The 20,984-nt window shown below is 54.8% G+C and carries 28 protein-coding genes; 4 read left to right on the top strand and 24 right to left on the bottom strand.

Annotation, left to right across the window (positions count from 1 at the left end; translation table 11 throughout):
* Positions 1-26: 26 nt before the first annotated feature.
* The 7 genes from K5Y32_RS07000 to K5Y32_RS06970 are packed head-to-tail and all read right to left on the bottom strand — an operon-like array spanning position 27 to position 6,361.
* Positions 27-1,202, bottom strand: coding sequence for a phage late control D family protein (locus K5Y32_RS07000; RefSeq protein ID WP_222182399.1), 1,176 nt, complete (start codon positions 1,200-1,202; stop codon positions 27-29).
* Positions 1,199-1,726 (bottom strand): phage tail protein, encoded by a 528-nt coding sequence (locus K5Y32_RS06995; RefSeq protein ID WP_222182397.1) that lies wholly within the window; start codon positions 1,724-1,726, stop codon positions 1,199-1,201. Before K5Y32_RS06995 ends, K5Y32_RS07000 begins: the two co-directional genes overlap by 4 nt.
* 3 nt (positions 1,727-1,729) lie before the next feature.
* On the bottom strand, positions 1,730-4,192 hold the full coding sequence (locus tag K5Y32_RS06990; RefSeq protein ID WP_222182396.1) for a phage tail tape measure protein: 2,463 nt from the start codon (positions 4,190-4,192) through the stop codon (positions 1,730-1,732).
* The gene (locus tag K5Y32_RS06985) at positions 4,185-4,307 is read right to left on the bottom strand and encodes a GpE family phage tail protein (RefSeq protein WP_222182923.1); all 123 of its coding nucleotides are present in this window, start codon (positions 4,305-4,307) and stop codon (positions 4,185-4,187) included. Before K5Y32_RS06985 ends, K5Y32_RS06990 begins: the two co-directional genes overlap by 8 nt.
* A 32-nt stretch (positions 4,308-4,339) precedes the next feature.
* Complete coding sequence (locus K5Y32_RS06980) at positions 4,340-4,618, bottom strand: phage tail assembly protein (protein WP_222182394.1); 279 nt, start codon at positions 4,616-4,618, stop codon at positions 4,340-4,342.
* 51 nt (positions 4,619-4,669) lie between these two features.
* Positions 4,670-5,179: a phage major tail tube protein gene (locus K5Y32_RS06975; protein ID WP_222182392.1), complete on the bottom strand. Its 510-nt coding sequence runs from the start codon at positions 5,177-5,179 to the stop codon at positions 4,670-4,672.
* Positions 5,180-5,191: 12 nt separating this feature from the next.
* Complete coding sequence (locus K5Y32_RS06970) at positions 5,192-6,361, bottom strand: phage tail sheath protein (RefSeq protein ID WP_222182390.1); 1,170 nt, start codon at positions 6,359-6,361, stop codon at positions 5,192-5,194.
* A gap of 151 nt (positions 6,362-6,512) precedes the next feature.
* On the opposite strand from K5Y32_RS06970, the gene K5Y32_RS06965 reads away from it, so the two are divergent.
* Positions 6,513-7,127, top strand: a complete 615-nt coding sequence (locus K5Y32_RS06965; RefSeq protein ID WP_222182388.1) for a hypothetical protein — start codon at positions 6,513-6,515, stop codon at positions 7,125-7,127.
* Positions 7,128-7,136: 9 nt separating this feature from the next.
* Here the strand turns inward: K5Y32_RS06965 and K5Y32_RS06960 are convergent, their stop codons facing one another.
* The 6 genes from K5Y32_RS06960 to K5Y32_RS06935 are packed head-to-tail and all read right to left on the bottom strand — an operon-like array spanning position 7,137 to position 11,320.
* Positions 7,137-7,736 carry a tail fiber assembly protein gene (locus K5Y32_RS06960; RefSeq protein WP_222182386.1) on the bottom strand — a complete coding sequence of 200 codons (600 nt, stop codon included), beginning with the start codon at positions 7,734-7,736 and terminating at the stop codon, positions 7,137-7,139.
* Positions 7,736-8,872: a phage tail protein gene (locus K5Y32_RS06955; protein WP_222182385.1), complete on the bottom strand. Its 1,137-nt coding sequence runs from the start codon at positions 8,870-8,872 to the stop codon at positions 7,736-7,738. The genes K5Y32_RS06960 and K5Y32_RS06955 overlap by 1 nt, the downstream gene beginning before the upstream one ends.
* The gene (locus K5Y32_RS06950; protein ID WP_222182383.1) at positions 8,869-9,477 is read right to left on the bottom strand and encodes a phage tail protein I; all 609 of its coding nucleotides are present in this window, start codon (positions 9,475-9,477) and stop codon (positions 8,869-8,871) included. Before K5Y32_RS06950 ends, K5Y32_RS06955 begins: the two co-directional genes overlap by 4 nt.
* On the bottom strand, positions 9,470-10,378 hold the full coding sequence (locus K5Y32_RS06945) for a baseplate assembly protein (RefSeq protein WP_222182381.1): 909 nt from the start codon (positions 10,376-10,378) through the stop codon (positions 9,470-9,472). The genes K5Y32_RS06950 and K5Y32_RS06945 overlap by 8 nt, the downstream gene beginning before the upstream one ends.
* A 4-nt stretch (positions 10,379-10,382) precedes the next feature.
* Positions 10,383-10,733, bottom strand: coding sequence for a GPW/gp25 family protein (locus K5Y32_RS06940; protein WP_222182379.1), 351 nt, complete (start codon positions 10,731-10,733; stop codon positions 10,383-10,385).
* A complete protein-coding gene (locus K5Y32_RS06935) occupies positions 10,730-11,320 on the bottom strand; it encodes a phage baseplate assembly protein V (RefSeq protein WP_222182377.1) in 591 nt (196 codons plus the stop codon). Before K5Y32_RS06935 ends, K5Y32_RS06940 begins: the two co-directional genes overlap by 4 nt.
* A gap of 96 nt (positions 11,321-11,416) precedes the next feature.
* Here K5Y32_RS06935 and K5Y32_RS06930 point away from each other — a divergent pair, with 96 nt between their 5' ends.
* On the top strand, positions 11,417-12,481 hold the full coding sequence (locus tag K5Y32_RS06930) for a hypothetical protein (protein WP_222182375.1): 1,065 nt from the start codon (positions 11,417-11,419) through the stop codon (positions 12,479-12,481).
* Between the two features lie 4 nt (positions 12,482-12,485).
* Here the strand turns inward: K5Y32_RS06930 and K5Y32_RS06925 are convergent, their stop codons facing one another.
* The 11 genes from K5Y32_RS06925 to K5Y32_RS06880 all read right to left on the bottom strand — a co-directional run bounded on the left by K5Y32_RS06925 (position 12,486) and on the right by K5Y32_RS06880 (position 18,048).
* Positions 12,486-12,938 carry a phage virion morphogenesis protein gene (locus tag K5Y32_RS06925; protein ID WP_222182374.1) on the bottom strand — a complete coding sequence of 151 codons (453 nt, stop codon included), beginning with the start codon at positions 12,936-12,938 and terminating at the stop codon, positions 12,486-12,488.
* Entirely contained in the window at positions 12,935-13,402 is a 468-nt protein-coding gene (locus tag K5Y32_RS06920; protein ID WP_222182372.1) for a phage tail protein, read from the bottom strand. Before K5Y32_RS06920 ends, K5Y32_RS06925 begins: the two co-directional genes overlap by 4 nt.
* Positions 13,335-13,607, bottom strand: coding sequence for an Rz1-like lysis system protein LysC (gene lysC, locus K5Y32_RS06915; protein ID WP_255602395.1), 273 nt, complete (start codon positions 13,605-13,607; stop codon positions 13,335-13,337). The genes K5Y32_RS06920 and lysC overlap by 68 nt, the downstream gene beginning before the upstream one ends.
* Positions 13,510-13,926, bottom strand: coding sequence for an Rz-like lysis system protein LysB (gene lysB, locus K5Y32_RS24840; protein WP_370635089.1), 417 nt, complete (start codon positions 13,924-13,926; stop codon positions 13,510-13,512). Before lysB ends, lysC begins: the two co-directional genes overlap by 98 nt.
* Positions 13,923-14,435, bottom strand: a complete 513-nt coding sequence (locus K5Y32_RS06910; protein WP_222182368.1) for a lysozyme — start codon at positions 14,433-14,435, stop codon at positions 13,923-13,925. The genes lysB and K5Y32_RS06910 overlap by 4 nt, the downstream gene beginning before the upstream one ends.
* Positions 14,416-14,631, bottom strand: a complete 216-nt coding sequence (locus K5Y32_RS06905) for an HP1 family phage holin (RefSeq protein WP_254773233.1) — start codon at positions 14,629-14,631, stop codon at positions 14,416-14,418. The genes K5Y32_RS06910 and K5Y32_RS06905 overlap by 20 nt, the downstream gene beginning before the upstream one ends.
* 9 nt (positions 14,632-14,640) lie before the next feature.
* Complete coding sequence (locus K5Y32_RS06900) at positions 14,641-14,847, bottom strand: tail protein X (protein ID WP_222182366.1); 207 nt, start codon at positions 14,845-14,847, stop codon at positions 14,641-14,643.
* Complete coding sequence (locus K5Y32_RS06895) at positions 14,844-15,311, bottom strand: head completion/stabilization protein (protein ID WP_222182364.1); 468 nt, start codon at positions 15,309-15,311, stop codon at positions 14,844-14,846. Before K5Y32_RS06895 ends, K5Y32_RS06900 begins: the two co-directional genes overlap by 4 nt.
* A gap of 91 nt (positions 15,312-15,402) precedes the next feature.
* Entirely contained in the window at positions 15,403-16,071 is a 669-nt protein-coding gene (locus K5Y32_RS06890; protein ID WP_222182363.1) for a terminase endonuclease subunit, read from the bottom strand.
* Positions 16,072-16,074: 3 nt separating this feature from the next.
* Positions 16,075-17,157: a phage major capsid protein, P2 family gene (locus tag K5Y32_RS06885; protein ID WP_222182361.1), complete on the bottom strand. Its 1,083-nt coding sequence runs from the start codon at positions 17,155-17,157 to the stop codon at positions 16,075-16,077.
* A gap of 45 nt (positions 17,158-17,202) precedes the next feature.
* The gene (locus K5Y32_RS06880) at positions 17,203-18,048 is read right to left on the bottom strand and encodes a GPO family capsid scaffolding protein (RefSeq protein WP_222182359.1); all 846 of its coding nucleotides are present in this window, start codon (positions 18,046-18,048) and stop codon (positions 17,203-17,205) included.
* A gap of 145 nt (positions 18,049-18,193) precedes the next feature.
* Here K5Y32_RS06880 and K5Y32_RS06875 point away from each other — a divergent pair, with 145 nt between their 5' ends.
* Positions 18,194-19,957: a terminase ATPase subunit family protein gene (locus K5Y32_RS06875; RefSeq protein WP_222182357.1), complete on the top strand. Its 1,764-nt coding sequence runs from the start codon at positions 18,194-18,196 to the stop codon at positions 19,955-19,957.
* The gene (locus K5Y32_RS06870; protein ID WP_222182355.1) at positions 19,957-20,979 is read left to right on the top strand and encodes a phage portal protein; all 1,023 of its coding nucleotides are present in this window, start codon (positions 19,957-19,959) and stop codon (positions 20,977-20,979) included. Before K5Y32_RS06875 ends, K5Y32_RS06870 begins: the two co-directional genes overlap by 1 nt.
* The last annotated feature ends 5 nt before the right edge of the window (positions 20,980-20,984 follow it).

Genomic DNA, 20,984 nt, shown 5'->3' with positions numbered 1-20,984 from the left:
ATCCCGGTTTGCAAATTACAGCCTAATTAGCCGCTTTCCGTTTCACCCTCTGACTCTGACTGATATTCAATGTCGGTGAGCAGCACCTCAAAATCGAGTTGTGTGGTGTAGCCGTTGTTGCTCAGGCTATGAGTCACCTTACTGATAAGCCACGGCTGCGCATCGATCACCGATTTAAAGCCACTGACTTTGACCGGAGTTTCGGGATAGAGATCAGCCCGGCCCATTGCCAGCGTAAGCGAGAACTCAGCCACGCCACGCTGTAGCTTTTCCCACTTAGCTTTAGCGGCGCGCATCGCTGTTGCTTTGCTGGAATATACTGTCGTTAACGAAAACACGTTGTCTTCGCTGCCTGCCAGATAATCGCCTTCTTTCGCCTCGGGTGGTTTAGCCGCCTTTGCTTTTGATTTCTTCGCTGCAGGATGTTCCAACGCGCGAAGCTGCCGCACTTTTGTTTTACGCTGCAGCTTCACCTTCTTTGGCTTTGGGTCTTTGGTATGAAGCCAGCTTGCTGATACGCCGGTATAGGCGCCACGGTCAGCGATGCTGAAAGTGTGTCGATCACCATCTTTACGCGTGATGGTCATCTGCGGGATGGGTTTGCCGCTAATGGTGACGCCATTGCCCGGTCGGATAAACAACAGACGACCGGCTTTTACTGCAGCGACCGCGCCATAGAGCGTGGCAAGGCGTGTCAGGAATTTGGCGTCGGTCTCTTGTGTCTGGTCAATATGCGCCACCGCAATCCCGGCAAAGCCATCAGCCAGCATAGGTTTAAGTTTATAGCGACCGGCAATCTGCGTAACAATATCGCCCAAGGTTGTTTCGTGGTAGGACACTTCGCGGCGGGAATTCAGTGAGCCGCGAAAATCAGCACTGCGGGCGCGAATCGTCATAGTGTCCGGCGCGCCGTGATGCTCGACTTCATCGACGGTAAAACTCCCTTTCCCGATCAGCGCTTGTCCTTTCCAGCCGAGAAACAGCTTTACCACAGCGCCGCGTACTGGCATCGCCAGTTGACCGTCTGCGTCGTCCAGCTCGACGTCGAGCTGGTCAGCCTCAAAGCCGCGGTTATCGGTCAGCGTGAGCGATATCAGGCGATCACGAATGTTCGCTGTGACATCTTTTGAATTGACCGTCAGCATAAAATCAGGTGTTAAGCGCGCGCCCATCTGCACCGGCAGGCCACTGATACCGGTCATCCGATCAACCCTCCCGCCTGTGAAATGAGATTGCCGGCCGCTGACTTAACGCTGCCGATGGCCGATGTGATTTGCCCTGGTAGATTTCCCGCACCGCTGATAAGCCCATCAGCCTGCTTTTTCAGATCGCCAAACATTGACGTAAGAGACTCATCTACACGCAAGAGGCTTAGCGTAAACATGATTTTGCTGGCCGTACCGTTAGGAAAAAATTCGCTGTGGGTATTCGAAATGTTCTCGATAACGTACATGCCGTAAATCATGCCGCTGCCGCCAATTAGCGGCCATGCCATTCCCTGATCGGCCAACAGCCGAATCGTCATCAAAGAAATGGCGCCGCCAGTAATCTCCGGTCGAAGCTCTCCAGACAGCGTAATTTTTTCGTCACCTGGCCCAATGAACTGCGCCGCCGGTCGCTGACCGACACGGTTGTTAGTCGGCCAGCGGTAATCGATATTCTGCTGCAGTTCGCCATATGGCAGCGTCTGTCGCATAAACGGCATCATGCCGTAGATCATCATCATCGCTTAATCCTCCCAACTCATTTTGCTGCGATTCTGCGCCTGTCGGTTACGCTGCTCACGCGCCTGATGCTGCGCCATAAGTGCCAGCGCATCGTCTTTGCTCATCCCTTCATGCATGTTGATTTCATACTGATAACTGTTCTGACTGCGGTCGGTAAATCCGCCGCCTGCAGACGGCGCCGACACGGGTCGATAAGGCGCGCCTCCAGTTGCCAGGCTGTATTGCAACCCGCTCGTATTTACGTCAGCGCCGCCCGTTGCTATCGGATCAGGTGAGGGGACTTTGTCTTTCAGACCATCAGATTTGGTGTCGATGATGCCGAGTTTTTCCAGCACCCAATCAATACCACCGCGCAGCTGATCAAGTGCTTCTCCTGGTATCTTCAAAGCCTCCGCCAGCATATTGCCGAACTTCTTACCCATCTCACCCGCAGAGGCCAGCTCTGTTTGCGTGGATTTCACCGGCTCCAGCAGCTTGCCAAACCAGCCCCAAAGCTCCTTGACCTTACCGCCAAGCCATTCAAACGGCGGTTTTAGTGAGCCAAATGATTCGCTGATTGGCCCCATTGCGGCGGTAAATCCCTCAGCAACGCCAGCCATAAATGCGCTGATAGGTTCCCAATATTTACGGATCATCAATGCACCCGCCACGATGGCCGCCACGACAGCGACGACCGGCAGCGTGATTAAACCAAGCGCCGCTGTTATTGCACCGCCAGCAATGCTGAATGCTGTGCCAAGAAAAGCCGCGCCTGCAATCAATGCGTTGATTCCCGCGACGACCGGCCATGCGACTAAACCAATCAATCCTAGCCCCGCGACTAACGCAGTCGCCGCGCCGGTCAGCATGACGATTTTGGTTGTCAGCTCAGGATTGGCTTTAACCCAGTTGCCAGCGGTGATAAGCCATTTGTTGGCGGTGGTCGTCAGCTTGCGAAGAGATTTATCCTGCTGTTCAAAAACCTCAATCCGCACGTCTTCCCATGCTGATGACAGGTTGAGCAGATCGCCATCAAGGTTATCAACCTGAACGTTTGCCACCTGCTTAGCGGCTCCGCCTGCGCTCATCAGGTAGCCGCGCTTTTCATCAAGCTTACCGTTCCCAGCGGCGTCGATAAGGTTGATGGCACCTTTCATCGCTTCTTCGCCAAAAATGGTTTTGATGTATTCCGCTTGCTGCGCTGTGCCGAGCCGGTTCTTTTTGAATGAGGCATCAATACTTTTGAGGATGCCAAACACCGGCAGCATGTTGCCTTTGCTGTCACGGGTTTTAACTCCCAACTCGCCCAGGGCGGCGGACGTTCTGCCGGTCGGTGCCTGCAATCGGGTGAATATTACGCTCCCTCCGGTTCCCGCCATCGAACCTTTGATGCCGTTATCCGCCATCACGCCAAGCATGGCGGTGGTGTCTTCAATGCTGGCACCGGCCGCACGTGCAACCGGCGCGACGTATTTCATTGCCTCGCCCAGCTCAAGCAGGTTGGTATTGGACTTTGTAAACCCCTTTGTCATCACGTCAGAAACGCGCTGGATCTCCGCCATCGGGATTTTGAAGGCGGTCTGCATGTTGGTAACGATGTCAGCCGCCTCGGCAATATCGACCTTAGACGCCAGTGACAGGTTTACCGTCGACTCGGTTGACGCCAGTATGGCGTCGGCATCGTAGCCGGAACGGGCCAGCGTGCTCTGCGTACGCGCTACATCCGTTGGAGAAAATGCCGTACTGCCGCCAATGTCTCGCGCCTGTTTGCGGATAGCTGCCAGCTTAGGATCGTTTTTACCGGTATCGAGCAACGCCTGCGTTTCAGACATCTGCTTGTCGAATTCCATACCCGGTGCAATCAGCCTGCCTTCTGCATAGAGTGCAGCGCTGCCACCGGCAAAGCCTGCCGCGCCGGTATTGCGCACTTTCGCTGAAAGCTCCTGCCCACGGCGATAGCGTTCGCTGGTTCGGTTTAATCTTTCCTGCTGCGCATTGAGCCGCTGCAGCTCCTGTTTCTGCCGGTTCATCGAGAGCGTAGCTTGTGCCGAGGCGCTCTTAAGTCGCTGCTGTTCACTGCTGAGATTGCGCGTGGAAATACCTGCAGATTTTAATGCCTCACGCTGCTGCTGCACTGACAGGCGCAAAGAGTTCGACTTGGTTTGTAGCTCTGCCGCTGCCTGCTTAGCTTTCTCAAGCGCACGCGCCTGCTGTGCCGTTGGGCGCTCGGTGCTTCTGAATGCCACCGCCAGCGCTGCCGCTTCGGCCTTGGCATCTTTGAGTTTCTGTTGGGTGATAGCAAGCTGCGCGCTGGTCTTGCGGAACCCCTCGATTTTACCCGCCTGCGCATCGAGGGCTTTGATGTTGTTCTGTGTCTGGCGGATCTCAATGGCAAGCCCTTTGGTGGCACGTTCGACGGCTTTGAAGGGGCGCGAGGCTTTGTCTACCGCGTTCAGCAGCACCTGTACTCTGAGGTTATTACTCATCCGGGTTTGCTCCGCTGCGGATAAAAGCTTTATGCCGCCAATCCATCAGCTCGGCAAGCGGCATGTCGTACATTTCAGAAGGAGGCCAGTGAAAGATTGTAGCAATATCGGCAATCAGATCATTGACCGTCAGGCCGCGCGGCCACTCTATTCGTCCGACTTCGTTTGCAAAAAACCGATCACCTTGCCGCCGAGTGAAATAAGGTCAATCGGGTCGAGGGCATTGCACTCAGCTTTCGTTAATGAGGGCAGGGTGATGCGCGGTAAAACGGTCAGCAGTGCGTCAACGTCAGACTGACAAAGATCGGCCAGGCGCACGCCTCGCAGACTTCCAGCCGTTGGTTTAATCAGTTCAACCTGTTTGATTTCGCTGTCGCCACGCTTAAGCGGAGTTTCAAATACCACGGTGTTTTCGTTCTGTTCCATCTTGGTTATCTCTTCAATTAAGTCAGCGCCGCACTGGCGCTGGTTGCAGGTTTATACCAGGCCGATGTTTTTGCGGCGCTGTTCGAGGCGGTCAACGCCGTTTACCTTCTCCACCATGTTGATGGTGTCGATTTCGATCAGCTCTTTGCCGTTCCACGTCAGTTTGTAGTAGGTGCACTTCGAGGTGATTTTGGTCTCGGTATCCTCGCCCTGTTTGGCTTCGCCAAAGTCAAAACTCTGGTGCTTACCGCGTACCTCAACCTCTACCGCGATCTCTTCGCCGGTATCGTCGCGCTGATAAGAACCGGTGAAACGCAGCGGCACGGCAGATGCACCCCATTGCGTGAGTACCAGCTCATCCATGCCGCCGATACTCCATTCCACATCAAGTGCATCATCTTCCAGACCATTGTCGATGTGCGCTGCGCCGCTCATACCGCCTGCGCGGTAAGGATCGAGCTTGCGTGCCAGCTTCGGTAGCGTGACGGCGGTGACGACGCCCTGATAGCTGTTGGAATCGTTGAAAAGGTTCATCGCCTTTAGTTTGCGTGGCAGTGCCATTTATCCGGCTCCTTAGCTGTTAACGGATGCGGCGAAGCTCGCCAGATAGGTATCGGTAATGCGCTGGCGTAACGTCAGGTCTTCCAGCGGCGGAACCGGCGTGTAGTCGTAATCGATAAAGAGCTTGCCCGCTTTCAGGGTGTCTTTATCGTTGGCACTTTCGTCATACCAGGCGGACGCGCCCAGCAGATAACCGGCGTTGACCAGCTCGCGGAATTTCGCGTTGATGCCTGCAATAATTTCGCGCACCAGTACCGGCGTCAGCGGCTTATCAACCGCCCACATGTGCGCCTCGGCCATTGTGTCGGCCAGCACCTGCGCGGTGCGGGTGTAGTTCTCAAACTGGAACAGCGGATCGTCGCTGCAGGTACGGTTGCCCCAGAAGCGGAAGCCGTCTTTACGGATCAGCGTGGTGACGTCCGCCTCGTTGAGCAGGTCGGCATCGGTGCCTGTCTGCTGCAGATCCCAGAATACCGACGCGGAGATACCGGTCACGCCGTTAACGCCAACGTTCGACAGGGTTTTATGCCAGCCGGTGTCATTGTCGATTTTGGCGCGCAGGCCCAGCGCGCGGGCGGTGGCGTAAGCCACATCAGATTTGTTTGTGGTGGTGTTCCATGCGAGGAAGTCCGGCCAGATCACCATCAGCTCACGCTGGCTGAAGTTGTCGCGATAAAGGCGGGCTTCGGAAATGGTTTTGCACTCCCACGCTGACACGTAGGCGAAGGCGCGCAGTTGCTGCGCGATGCTGGCTAGCGCGGTGGCAACTTCCAGCGAGTCGAGGCCCGGCACGCCGAGGATGCGCGGCTTAACGTCGAGTTGCGTCTGTGCAGCAAGCAACGCTTTCATGCCGGTGTACTGGCCGTTCTGGTCTGTGCCGCCGATGATGTTGGAAATGGTTTCGGCATCGTCTGCGCCTTCCGCCACGCGCACCACAACGGTAACGGGCTTTGACTGATCTGCGATAGCCTGCAGTGCGGCGGCGAGCGTGCCTTTAACGCCAGCTTTGCCAACTGCGCCCTGCACGTTAGTGATCAGTACCGGCGTATTAAGCGGGAACGTTGCCACATCCGCATCCTGCGCGGTGCAGACCATGCCAACAATTGCTGTTGATACGGTAGAGATGGTGCGCGTGCCGTCATTGATTTCGACGACGCGGACACCGTGATGATAATCTGCCATCTGTTGCACTCCAGGTTAAAGGTGTGCTCAGGGTGTCAGCTCAAATGAATTGGTGCATTCATTTAGATTTTGCTGGTCTCCTACAAAACAAGATAGTTTAATTAGAATCATGATATCAAAATCAACTGGCCCAGAAGAACGAGGTGAATGTTTGAAAGTTGAATCAAATTTCATAGACCAATATATCAAGCGTGATTTACGATACGAGATAATTTATAGATCAATCCCCTGGACAGTTATTACCATCACTTCTTATATGATAATGTCCTCACAAGCTGATTTTTCACTCATGGATTATTATAAATCAAGCCTTAATAATGCGCTGACTATAATCAACTTTGTACTTCCTGCAGGAATTCTTCTCCTTATTGCAGCAGCAATTTTTAAAGACATGGAAGTTCGTGTAGGAAAGTTTTGGAAGCAAGACCATGCCATAGGAAAGTTTGGGGCAATAGTCAGAAAAATTTCCTCCGAGTTTTTGCTATGGGGATGTGGCATTTCATTTGGTATTACTCTGATTACTATAGTAACAGCTTCAAAAGCCATCTATAAGGAAGGAGTTAAGGATATTCATTCGCTCATTTATCTTTTGGCATTTACTAGCTTATTAATTATGATATTTGCATTTTGCTCAGTTTTTTACATTCAATGCCGAAAGGAAGGGGCAACATCTTTTCAGTCAATAATCAGAGAGGCGAAATACATACCTATAGTATATGCACTCACCGCTCTAGTATTTATTGGTGCCATTTATATTGGCTTTTAAATAAAAAATTCAATCAGGTTTTTCAGGCCAATTGATTTCTTCAATACTTGTTGTATCAACCTTTTGCACTGCCTGGATGTATTTCATCCAGGCTATAAGCGCTAAGCGGTCTGTATCTGTAATGATGTCGAGCATGAGCTGAGTCTGCCAGACTTGTGTAAAGCTATTGGCCTCAGAAATTCGCGATGCTTTCTCCAGCGTTGCCGAGCTGACTGCCGCCGCTTTCTGTGCTTTTGTATCAGTCTTCCATGCCTTACCACTCCAGATATCAAACTCTGTAGCTGGCTTTAACGGTGTGGTTCCTGCGGGGTATTCTCCGGGCAAAGTGATTTCTGTTGGTTCACGTGACTCGATGTCATAAACCGTTTCGCCGCGATGATCGTCAGCCTGCACCCACGCATTATTGAGGAAGACGCTTACTTTACCGGACTTAACACCGGGTGGTGCATCAGTTGTTGAATTTGCCGGAATACCCACGCCTTGCGCCAGAAATTCATCTGATTCTCCTGCAAAAATGCCGGTTTCCGGGTCATAGTTGTAAACTGTAATCACCCCTGATTCTGCCGCCAGACCATCATTGCCCAGCTCTATTTTTTTCACTGAAGCCATTATGCAGCCCTCACAAGGTAATTGAATGCCACGTTACGCGGGCGGGTTTCTGTTGCCGAGCGGGTGACGTTTGCTGAGTCAAAACTGACCGCAAATCCACTCTTAAGTTGTGTTGCTGGCGTTGAATCACGCGACGGCCCTTCACCAAATGCGCCACCTGTCGAGGCATGGGGACTAGTCATCAGGCCGATACCGTTGCCCATTTCCAGCGTGCCGGTAATTCGCTGCAAAGCATCAGTTTGCAGCGTAAGCAACGCACGTCCACTATCGATGCCTCGCCCGTCATCCCAGCCGCGAATAAATTCGCCACGCAGATCAGGCAGTTTCAACCCTGGATAAGGCAGCGCCAGCTTTGGATAAAGCGTCCCGCTAAAACTTGCACCGTTTGTTTTCAGAAAAACCATATCCGACATTGAGACAAACAACTCGTTAGGCATCTGCGCATGAGGCCACGGGAAAGGTGAGCCAATGAGTGGTGCACCTTCACCAATGCCGAGACTTTTAAGCGCTTCCACCACTTTGCCCGCATCTTTGATTTCTGCCAGTGACTTAGCGATTTGCAGATACTGAGCATGGGGATTACCCGCTTTGAGGTGCAGAGCCAGCTGATCATCAGCGTATTTCTTTGCCTGCTCCAGCAGCGTATCGGCATACTGCTTCGCCACAATCACACCGTCATCCACGTACTTACGGGTCGCCAGCACCACGGACGGGTCGATTTTCAGCGTCACGGCGCTGGTGCTATTCACAATCAGAATCATGCGCACTGTCTGCGTGCGACCACTGCCCTCTGCAAGCTGCGGCTTATAGGTCTCCGCGCAGTTCGCCACCGCAATCAACACGCCGTCAGCGTCATAAAGCCCAATCTCACGAATCCAGAAGCCGCCCTCGCTTTCCGGGATTATCTGCTCGGCAATAATCTGGCTGCTGTTCGCCGCGTCAATCGACAGTGAGTTAAGCTGTGCGCGACGTTTCTCACCGATAAGTTTCGTTTGCGCCGGGTCTGGCGTGGGCAGCGTGCCGCCACCGTCCCCCACGGCCATTTCTTTGAGGTCTACTTTGGTGCCGAGCGCGGCGGCGTTCGCCAGCTTAGCCGCGCCCTGATTGGTCAGCAGGGCAAAATATTTTGTCGTCATGCGCTCACTTCCGTCAGGTCGATAAGATGCACCGCCGCACCGGAATAGACCGGCACGCCGACGCTGATAAGTTCAGGGGTGTAGGGATAAACAGTCAGCTCGTCGCCGCTGTAGCTGGCGACAGCAACCGGGATTGCGCCGTTTGCATCGAGATTGATGGACAGGCCGATAAGATGGCGGCTGCACGGCTTAGCATCCGCAATTAACCGTTCCATCTCGTTGTACATTTCCTCAGTGATGCCGGTATCAAGCACACCCACATCAAGCCGGAACGTGCCGGGTGTTTCGTTTGTCTTCCACCATTCGATAACGCGGATCAGATAGCCCAGCGGCTCAACCACGCGACGGATTGCGCCAATGGTTCCTTTATGGCGATGCACGTATCGCGCTGCCGTCACAACGGCGCGCTTGGTTGATTCAGTCCAGCCCGAATCCCAGCGGTCAACCGACCATGCCCACGCCAGATAGGGCAGCAACTGCACCGGGCAGGTTTGCGGGTTCCAAAGCTGGCGCAGTGGCACGTTCATCGTGCTGAGGATTGCCAGCGCTTCAGCGGCGGCGACTTCCAGTGAAGATGAACCAGTGGGCAGCAGGCGATCACTCATCCGAGCCTCCCACGGTCAGTGTGTAGCCGGTGCAATATGCCGCCTGCGTTTTGTCGAGCACTACGTCAGCGACAGGCTGAATAAGGTTTACGCGCTGCACACCTTCAACATGGATAGCCGCATATAACGCCGACAGCCGAATATCGCGCCCCAGCCGTTTTTGTGCCGTCACGTAGGCCGCGAGTTTTGCCTCTGATGCCGCGCGGATGGGTTCAGCCTCCGGCCCCGGATAAAGATAAAGCTCGGCCTCAATGGTGTAATCAACGATCTCCGCCGACTGCACGCCTACGCGGTCAGCCACCGGGCGCACGTTCTCATCGTTAAGCGCGGCATCCACCACAGCCAGCAGGTCGTCGGCAGCGGTGCCATTACCCTCGCGTGCCAGCACAGTAACGGTAACAACTGCGGGCGATGGACTGATGGCGGACGCATCCGCCACTCTGCCGTCGGCGCTTCGGGCGTGATACTCATATGCGCCAGTTGGCCCGGCAACGCTTAAGCCTTCGAATGCAGCGGCGATACGGGCGCGAAAATCATCATTACTCTCCATCACCGCCGCCGTGGGCGGGATTGTTGTTTCATCTGCCGCTGTAATGGTCAGGCGCTCAACGCCGTTATTCGCGCCGAGCTGGTCGAGATCGTCGTCAAGTGCATAAGCCACCATGACCGCCTTAGCCGCTTCGTTGATGCGTTGGCGCAGAATCACTTCACGATAGGCATTTTCCTGCAGCAGCTTGACGATGGGTTCAGATTCCAGCGACAGCGTGCGGGCGATAGCGGCCTGCTGTTCTTCCGGGTAAAGCGAAATCAGCGTGGCTTTGCGCTCGGCTAGCAGGGTTTCATAGTCCAGCGTTTCCACCACGTCGGGCGCGGGTAGCTGGCTCAGGTCGATAGTTGCCATGTTCTCAGCTCACAGGAACGGTTAAGGAAAAAGGTTGCGTCGTGTCGGCGCGGTTGCCGGTCAGCTCGACCACCATGCCGCCGTTGAAATCAGAATCGAAATTGATGCCGGTGAGTTTTACCCGCGGCTCCCACAGCAGGATCGCCATATAGCAGGCAGACATAATCTGCAGGCGCAGCGATTCGTTTTGCGGCTGGTCAATCAGCGCCGACAGCAGCGAGCCATATTTGCGCCGCATCACCCTGGAGCCGAGCGGCGTTAAAAGAATGTCGCGCACTGACTGGCGGATATGGTCGAGGTCGTTAAGCGCCTCGCCGGTCTCCCGGTTCATGCCGATATATTTTGCTGCCGTCATTCAGGGCCATCCGTTCTGCTTCCGCCGCGCTGCACGCCACCGTGATCGTGGTCATCCACAACAACGCCGTTCGAATCGAACTTTCCGCCGCTGTGCTCGACGTTGCCGGTCATCTTTCCGCCCTCTGAAAACTCAAACGTTTTGGCTTTCAGGTGCGCCGAACATTCAACCTCTGGTGTACTCAGCAGGATTTTTACCGCCGCCTCAATGGTGGCGGTTTGTATGCCGGTTGCTTTGAGCGCACCGGTTTCCGGTTCGTATTCAATTACGGCGCCGTCAGGGAATGACCAGTGCAGTGCGTCAGCCGATGCAGATGGGGCGGGATTGTCATCAGAGAAGATGCCAGGCAGCACAAACCCGGTATCGAGTTCACCGCCGAGGCATAAAACGAGTACCTGCTCACCCACCGACGGGGCATTCCACGAACGAGTTTTACCCGCACGCGCAGACAGCCAGTGAAGCCAGTCAGTAGTGTTATTCCCTGTATCCACACGGCATAACCCGTCGTCCAGTTTTACGGCGGATACGGTGCCAATGCGGATCAGGTTGCGCAGCAGGCGCAGGATTTCGCTGATTTGTTCGTTCATAATGTTCATAATGAACTGTTGATATTAATTCTTATAATAAAGCTTGTTTGCTGGCCTATAGACAAAACTGAAAATCACTAAAAGGACGTGATATTAATGAATGCATTTTTTGATAATGATGAAAACAAAAGACTTTTGACTAACTATCGCAGAGCAGTGACAAGGCTAGAGCCTGATAACAGTTTCGAGCAAGAACGTAATCAGTACATTACTAGAATAATTGATTACATAATATCGTCACCTAAAGATTGGGACGAAGGGACTCAGATAAATATTTCCTATTTCGGTGATGTTTTTAAGATGGAATTAGCACAAGAAACCATGAGTAAGACAAATGTCGATGCTGTCTTTTCTTCCTTGTATAGATTCTTCATTGAGAAGTATATAAGCACACCTGGAGATATGACTATGGAATCTAGGGCGATAAGAAAATTCGCCACTGAGCGGATTGATAGTTTTGAGGAAGTTGCTAGAGAACAAATTAACTATGCTATGAATCAAATGACATTATCGATGTTTAAAACATTATATAATGAGGACGGGCTTAAGGCTATTAGGAACTTCAGTGCTGTTAAAAAACAAGCTGAGGATCTTAAAGGAAAATGGGATGAAGAATTAAAACTAAAAGAGGATAAAGTAGTTTCCCTTAATGCTATACTTACTAATCAACAAGATTCGTATAATTTTGTAGGTTTACATGCAGGTTTTGCTAAGTTGGGACGTATTAAAGTAAAAGAACTATTTTGGTCACGGATGGCGATGTTGTCAATTGGAATATTGATTCCCGCATTAATTATCGCACAAGCATTTTTTTATAATACAATGAATACAACATTCGAAAAACCAATGGATCTTGTCAAGATCATTCCTGGTGCTAGCATTACACTAATAATGATATATTATTTTAGAGTTACGCTCGGGAATTACTCGTCGGTGCGTGCCCAAATTATGCAGATTGAGTTGCGCAAAAGTCTTTGTCGATTTATTCAACGATATTCCGAGTACTCAGAAGGAATAAGCGCAAAAAACCCTCAGCTATTGGCAAAATTTGAGGATGTTATATTTTCAAATATAATGGCGTCAGAGGATAAAATACCTTCCACCTTTGACGGAATTGAACAAATGGCTAATTTCATATCATCATTAAAACCTAAAGGATGATTTTCTAATGATGCTGCAGTGTGAGGATAATTACGTCTTGAATGATATCAATATCTTTAGGGCTAACTCCTAATAATGGACGAGCCTCATACTGCACATCTTTGCCATTTCGTGACGGCCGATCCCGAAGCCCGTAATTATGCACCCGCGCCATACGTTGCACACGACCAGTAAACTCAATTGCAGCCTCATTTGAGGTTGCCTGTGCTTTCATGTATTTCGCGGTGCGGAGTTTGGCGAACATCTCTCGCTTAACCCGGCCCTTTTTGCTACGTATAGGCTGTGCCTTGCGTGGCTTGAAGGGTGTGCCGTCCGGTGCCTGTTGGCGTTTGATATTCTGCTGCTGGCTGGCGCGCAGCTTCTTAGCGATGTTGCGCGCCATCTCTTTACGTGAAGACGGCGAAAGGTTGCCAATCAACGCATTCAGCCGGTCATTGACCAGTTGTAAGTCACTCATGTTCGCCACTCGCTAACCAAATCACCGCCAGCATAGAGCTGCACGGGCCGCGTATCGTTCTCCGGCAATGGATTTTCGCCAACGTGTTTAACGTGCAGTTCATCACCCACGCGCTTGACGATCACCCGCTCGCTTAATTGCAGGTCAATACTGATGTCGCTCGCGGTGTCGCTGATCACGTCCGCCTTGAACGTGAAGCCGTTCTGCTGCTTGTCTTTGGTCGCCATGATGTCAGGTTCATTCACCCGCAGCCATTCCAGCATAGGCACGATCAGTAGATCGATATCGCCAGTGTAATCAGTGATCACCATGTTCAGCCGGTACTGATATTCAAACGACAGCGAGGTGGCGAGCGTTGACACGATACGTCCGCTGTCGATAAATACATTCAGGCTGTCAGGGTTGCGCTGCAGCAGCGGCACGCTGTCGGTCAGCGCCTTGCGGAGTTGTTGGGGTTTCAGCATCGTGTTGCTCCTGGCAATCTTTAATGATTTCGACCTGCAGCCCGCATGAGGCGAGCGCCGCCTCAAGCTGCCGGTTATCCGCCGCCAGATCGCCCGCCGTTCTCAGGTTATTTCCCGGCACCGGGCAGCTTGTCACGCGCGGACAGCCAATCCAGATAATCTCTGGCGTTGGTGAAGGCGGGACGGGTGTGCAGCCTGATAACATCGTCAGGCAAAGCAGTAACAGACCAGTCACGGAGTATCGGGTTTGCATCGGTTTCCCTCTGTATAAGTGCCTCTCGCGTCAGCGCTCCGGCGCTGGCTTTGCCCTGCATCAGCCGCAGCGTGGCTTCGCGCTTCTGCCTTTCGTTGTTTTCAGTTTTAAGCCGGGTGATGGCTTTATCCCGGCTCTCGATACCGGCGGACAGTGTGCCGACAACCCGCTGCGCGTCCGCCAGCTCATCGCTGGCAACCGTCCAGCGCCAGCCGGTTAACGCCAGCGCCAGCAGCGCTACGGCTAAAAGCGTCCCAGTAATGCGGATCACAACGCCCCCTTAAGGCACCATGCCAGTTCGCGCACGCGCCGGTTATCCAGTCCCTGATTGAACACGCCTTTCACGTATACCCAGCGCGGCAACTGATAGCAGGCTTCGCGCCAGCGGTTCTGGTTCAGCAGCTTCACCATCGTTGAGCTGCAGGCGTTGCCTATACCGACGTTGAAGGCAAGCGACACCACGGCGTCATACACCTTTTGCGGCACCTTCACGAACAGGCAGCGCGTTAACGCCTTTTCCGTGCGGAGCACGTTGGCGATAAAGGTTCCTGCGGCCTGCCGTTCTGTGATGCTCTTGCCCGGCACCACGCCAACCGTGTTGCCGATGCCGTCCGTCCATTTGTCCGCGTCGCATTTGTACGGACTCAGGCGACAGCCCTCGTAATCGGCGATAAGTTTCAGCCCCTCAATCGAAGTGTGTAGTTGCTGAAAGCCCGGCAGCGTGGCGGCAATCGCCAGCACCACGCCAATCGAGCAGCGCTTAACGGTTTGCAGATTCATAGTCACTCCGGCTGATGCGGCCCGTTGCAAAGAGCTGGTAGGTTTTGCGCCGGTAATACCAGCTCACCAGAAACATGCCGACGCCGAGCACCATGCCGAGAATGGTCGCCACGTCCTGCAAATCCCATTTACCGAGCCAGCCCATCACCACGGCAATGCTGTAGGTGATAAAGGCGCTGATGCGCTCCATCGTGATGTTCATGATTCAGTCCCAAAGGTTAACGGTCTCACCCGTTGACGATTCCGGCAGCTCAGGCAGATCGACCGGCCAGCCGTGCGGCAGTATCGGCCCGGCGTCGGCGAGGCCGGGGTTGGCATCAAAGACCGATTCCGTTACCTGCTCCGTGCGCCCGTAATGGCGGTAACAGATATCGTCGACGGTATCGCCCTGCAGCGCGTAAACCCGCGTCACAGCAGGCTCACGATGCAGTTAGGGCGCTCACCGACGCGGCTGATGCTGAACCGCGCGTCGCGCCAGTATTCGTCGGCGCTGGTTTCAACGTCTCCGGCCTTCTTCGTGCCGCTGGCGTCATAGCCGCGATAGCGCTCGGCAATAGTGGCGGCGGTGATCGCCTCGACGGCGGCGAGGTAGTGCGTGATTTTTTCGCTCACGCCGTCCAGCGCTTCCGCCGGGACGTCAGCGAGCGTTTTAAAACCCGCCGCCATCTGGTCGGCGCGCCAGTCGTACAGCTCGGCGTTTACTTCACTAATCGCCGTTTTCACCGCCAGCCGCAGACGCTGCGCGGTGACGGTTCCCTCGTAGCGCAGTGACTCGCGCAGCTGCTGCAGGTCGATATCAGGCCAGAAAAAGGTGTTCTTAACCGGCGGCTCGGCAGTCTCTGCCGGTCGCTGTGCTGCTATTACCAGCGTGCTCATAGTTGGCCTCAGAAATAGGTGGGCGGTGGAGGACGGCGCAGGCACTGAAAGTGCGTTGCCGTCCTGCCGCCCTGCGCGGGGTCGCGTCCGGTCAGCGGCTGGCCTGCGCCTGCTTTTTCATGGCAGTCGCCAGCCGCTCTATGTCTTTTTTCACGCCGCAGCCCTCGTGCAGCTGCAGCGCGCGTTTCAGGTGATGCATGGCTTCCAGAGTCCCGCCCGAATCGCGATACACATACCCGGCGATTTTGTGCAGCTTGGCGCGCACCTGATCGGGCATGTCTTCGGCATCGGTCAACCGGATGGTTTCAAGCAGCGGCGCAATATCGACCGCCTCTTTAGCCGTCCAGGCGCGTGTCGCGGCGCTGGCAACTTCCTCAGCCAGCAGGTACGGCAGGCTGTCGCGTTTGAATCCGTCGGGCGGTACAAGACCGTGCGTTAATGCGTAACGGGCGATTTCGAGCGCGCCGGTTACGTCGCCTGTGTCCAGTCGCCAGATCATGACGGTCATCACGATGGCATCCTGCGCGCCGCGCCCGCTGTTCATCACGCCTGCAATCCACGGCAGGTAGTCGGGCAGGAGCTGGCGCTTTAGATCAGCCTTGCGCTCTACCGAGTGGACTTTCTTCAGGCGGCGCTTGTCCTCGTTGAGTTTCACGAGCATCTGCTCATAGCCGGTGGCGTGGCGCAGCGGGTTCGCATCCCGCTGCGATTCGGTTTCGGCCTGGACGCGCATACGGTGACGGCGGGCGGGACTCAGCATGCGTTACTCTCCCGCTGCCGGGGTTTCAGTTTTGGTTTCAGCCGGTTCACTGAAATCACCGAGTTCGATGTTTTCAATCACGCAGCCCGCCGCGTAGTCCTCCACCACGTAATCCTCGTTAGCGGATTCGTAGTTTTCGATGCGGTCACGCTTCGGCACCTCTTCGATGTGGCGGCGCTGCGTGCCTTCCTGCCAGTAAATCGACAGGTTATCGGTGCGGGTGATCATCATGGCGTTGGCCGGGAAGTACGGCACGCGCACCGCTGGCAGGTTGCCGATGCGCTTCTGGCTGATGATAACGTCAGCGGCCAGCTGCTCGGTGTTCGCCTGGTCTTTGTTCACAATCGGGAAATACTTGTCGGCGAGTAGCTGACGGCCAACGATGACGACCAGCTCCGGGTCTTCCTGATACCACGGCTCGATCAGGTTATTGGTGGCGTCCATTACCAGCGCGTCGAGGTTGGCGTAGTCGCCGTCTTTGCCCACGCGGATTTTGGGCGAAATCACCGTGCCATCTTCCTCCGTGATTTTGCTCATCACGCGGCTCGGCGCTTCGTTGCGGTACTTCTGCAGCCAGCCTACCGCCACGTCCTGCAGCATCGGGTTGGCGGCACGATTGGAGGTTTTAGCGCGGTGCGTGCCGTTAAAGCCGATCATGATGCGGTCAAGCGCCTGTCGCTGAATGATGGAATCACGCAAACGGGTCTGGAAATCGTCATAACGCGCCCACAGGTCAAGCGTGTTGTAGCGGATGTGGAAATCGAAGTTGACCTGCGCGCACTCATAGCCCTGGCTGTCGAACGAAGAGAAATCAGCGGTTTCGCGCTCGTCGCCGCCAGCGGTATCGGTGGTGCTGGCAATCGAGCCGGACACGCCGACGCCGATTTTTTCGCCTTTCATTTCCGGCACCGGCACGATGTTGATGCGGGTCAGAAACGCGGACGACTCCTGCACGCGGGTCATCAGCTTTTGCGTGACCGACGGCTCGACGCTGAATTTTTTGTTCATGTCGTCGATTTCAACGCCGTTCAGCTCGGCGACGCGGGACATATAGGCGTTAAATTTAAAGCGGGTATTCTTGCGCATTGGCGCTCCTGTTCATCAGTATTCGGGTTTACTCAATACGGCGTATCAGCAGTCCGTCTGTACGCTGCCTTTGTTGTCGCCGCCGGTTGCAGGCGGACGACGGTTAAAGCCGCCGTCAGTTTTCGCCAGCGTCTCCTGCAGGGTGCTCAGTGCTTCGCGGTCTTTACCGGCTTCCAGCTCCAGCACTGCAATGCGATCGGAAAAGGTTTTGTCCAGCGCGGCCACCTGCTGCGAGTGGGTTTCGCCGTTCTTCTGCACCTGCTCAGCGACGGCAGTGACCGCTGCGCTCACGTCGCTAAAGCGCTCGTCGTCGGTTTTTTCTTTGCGGGTAAACAGCTCTTTAACGCGCGACAGCAGCGACGGGCCTGCGTCGGCTTCGTCGTAAAACTCGATCAGAGTTTCTTCGGCGGCGGTAAACAGGTTCTCTTTGTCCTGCTTGCGGGACGCCAGCGGGCTGGCTTTGGCGGTGGCGCTGAAGCTCAGGTATTCCGTGCCGAGGCTTGCCGGATCGTCGGTCACGGCCAGACCAATCAGATAGGCTTCGCCGGTGTCGGAGAATTTCGGGTTCACTTCAATCGAGGTGTAAACCTTCTGGCGTGCTTTAGTCAGCTCAACAAGCTCTGGCGTGGGATCGATGTAGCCAAACAGCGCGAGCTTACCCGCCAGCGGCCCTTCGGTGATTTCTTCGGCTTCGACCTTCGTGACGTCACCAAAGCGGCGGAACGTGCTGTCGGCGGCATAGCCTTTGATGTGTTCCATGTTGACGCGCGCACCGTAGACGGTGGGGTCATAGTTTTTCGCCATTTGCGAAATCCAGTCGCGGGAAATCTCGCGACCGTCGGTGGTTGCGCCCTGCACAGCGATGCGGAAACGCTTTGCTTTAGTTGCCATTAATCAGGCTCCGGTCAGTGGGTTGGTTCGGTTCGGGGCCAGTTTCACCGCCGCCACCCAATCCCTCAACGCATGTCAGCCCGCTCATACATCAGCAAACAGCGAGTGCAGGCGCGCCCAATTTGCCACCGGTAGCCTTACCGGCATGAACATGACACCCGGCACCATCATCAGCGATCCGCGCCGTCAGGCTGCGCTGCTTTACTGGCAGGGATTTTCCGTGCGCCAGATAGCGGAGACGCTTGGACAGAAAACGCCGACCGTGCAGAGCTGGAAGCTGCGCGACGAATGGGACAGCATCGCGCCCATCAGTCGCGTGGAAGCCAGCATGGAAGCGCGGTTGATTCAGCTCATCATGAAAGAGGTCAAGGGGAACGGTGATTATAAAGAGATAGACGCCCTCGGGCGTCAGATTGAACGGCTGGCGCGCGTCGAGCGCTACCGCAGCAGCGGCAACGAGGCGGATCTCAATCCCAACGTGCGCAACCGCAATAAGGGCGAGCGCCAGCCGGTAATCAAGAACGTATTCAGCGACGAGCAGACCGACAAGCTCACCGGCCTGTTTATGGACGGCTGCTTTGCGTATCAGCTCGGCTGGCATCAGGCCGGACTCGCGCACCGCATCCGCAACATCCTCAAATCGCGCCAGATTGGCGCAACGTTCTACTTTGCCCGCGAGGCGCTGATTGATGCGCTGACCACCGGGCGCAATCAGATTTTCTTATCCGCCAGTAAGGCGCAGGCGCACGTCTTCAAAAACTTCATACTCGATTTCGCCCGTCAGGTGGACGTAGACCTGAAAGGCGATCCGATTGTGCTGCCCAACGGCGCGCGCCTGATTTTCCTCGGCACCAACGTGCGCACCGCGCAGAGCTACACAGGCAATCTGTACCTGGATGAATATTTCTGGATACCGAAGTTTCAGGAGCTGCGTAAGGTCGCCAGCGGCATGTCGCTGCACAAGAAGTGGCGCACGACCTATTTTTCCACGCCGTCGAGCCTGTCGCACAGCGCCTATCCGTTCTGGTCTGGCGAGCTGTTCAACAAAGGGCGCCGTAACAAAGATGACCGCATCGAGCTGGATCTCTCACACTCGCACCTGGCGAAAGGCGCGCTGTGCGGCGACGGTCAGTGGCGGCAGATTGTCACGGTTGAGGATGCGCTGACCGGCGGCTGCAACCTGTTCGATATCGATCAGCTGCAGCTCGAATATAGCCCGTCTGAATATCAGAACCTGCTGATGTGTGAATTTGTCGATGATGAGGCCAGCGTGTTCCCGTTCGCCGAGCTGCAGACCTGCATGGTCGACAGCCTGGAGGAATGGACGGACTTCAACCCTTACGCGCTGCGCCCGTTCGACTATCGCCCGGTATGGATTGGCTACGATCCCTCGCATACCGGCGACAGCGCCGGATGTGCGGTTATCGCGCCGCCGCTTGTGAAAGGCGGCAAATTCCGCGTACTGGAGCGCCACCAGTGGCGCGGCATGGACTTCGCCGCACAGGCGCAGTCGATAAAGCAGCTCACCGAAAAATACACCGTGGAATACATCGGCGTAGATGCGACCGGCATTGGTCAGGGCGTGTTTCAGCTTGTGCGCCAGTTCTTTCCGGCGGCGCGCGAAATCAAATATTCGCCCGAAGTAAAAACCGCGATGGTGCTGAAAGCGAAGGACACCATCAGCAGCGGGCGACTCGAATACGACGCGGGCCAGACGGATATCACCCAATCGTTTATGGCGATCCGCAAAACCATGACCGCCAGTGGCAACCGTTCCACCTACGAAGCCAGCCGCAGCGAAGAGGCCAGCCACGCCGACGTCGCGTGGGCAATCATGCACGCACTGCTTAACGAACCGCTTACCGCTGCCAGCGGCGGCGATAACCCTTCATTCATGGAATTCTACTGATGAGCAAACGCAAAGACCGTAGGGCATTCACGGCCCAATCGCAACCATCGCCGGCACAGCCACAACCGTTCGAGGCGTTCAGCTTCGGCGAGCCAACGGCAGTACTCGATAAGCGTGACATTATGGATTACACCGAGTGCATCCATAACGGGCGGTGGTACGAGCCGCCGGTCAGCTTTCACGGGCTGGCGAAAAGCCTGCGCTCGGCGGTGCATCACAGCTCACCGCTGTACGTTAAGCGCAACATTCTGGCTTCAACCTTTATCCCGCACCCGCTATTGAGTCAGCAGGAGTTCAGCAAGTTCGCGCTGGATTATCTGGTGTTTGGTAATGCCTTTGCCGAGCTGCGTCGCAACACGCTCGGTCAGCCGCTGCGCCTTGAAACGTCACCGGCTAAATATACGCGGCGAGGAGTGGAGGAGGGCGTGTATTGGTTTGTTGGGGAATGGAAGGAGGCGCACCAGTTCGATACGGATCAGGTGTTCCACCTTATCGAACCGGATATTAATCAGGAGCTGTACGGCCTGCCGGAATATCTCAGCGCGCTTAACTCGGCCTGGCTGAATGAGTCGGCTACGCTATTCCGCCGCAAGTATTACCAGAACGGCGCGCACGCCGGTTACATTCTCTACATGACCGACGCAGCTCAGAGCAGCAGCGACATAGAGCGCATGCGGCAGGCTATGCGCGATACCAAAGGGATCGGCAACTTCCGCAACCTGTTTATGTATGCACCTAACGGAAAGCCGGATGGCATCAAAATTTTGCCGCTCAGCGAAGTGGCAACGCGTGATGACTTTTTCAATATTAAGAAGGCCAGCCGCGACGATCTGCTAAGCGCGCACCGCGTGCCGCCTCAGATGATGGGGATTGTCCCTGATAATACAGGTGGGTTTGGTGATGCGGTTAAGGCGGCGCAGGTATTTGTTAGAAATGAACTTACGCCGCTGCAGGAAAGGATGAAAGAACTAAATACATGGTTTAATGATGAAATAATATCTTTCACTCCATATAGCCTATAATATTC

It is taken from the genome of Pantoea sp. DY-15 (assembly GCF_019795935.1).
GTDB classification, from domain to species: domain Bacteria; phylum Pseudomonadota; class Gammaproteobacteria; order Enterobacterales; family Enterobacteriaceae; genus Pantoea; species Pantoea leporis.
Note: the sequence above shows the minus strand (reverse complement) of the source record. Positions and strands in the feature narration are given on the sequence as shown.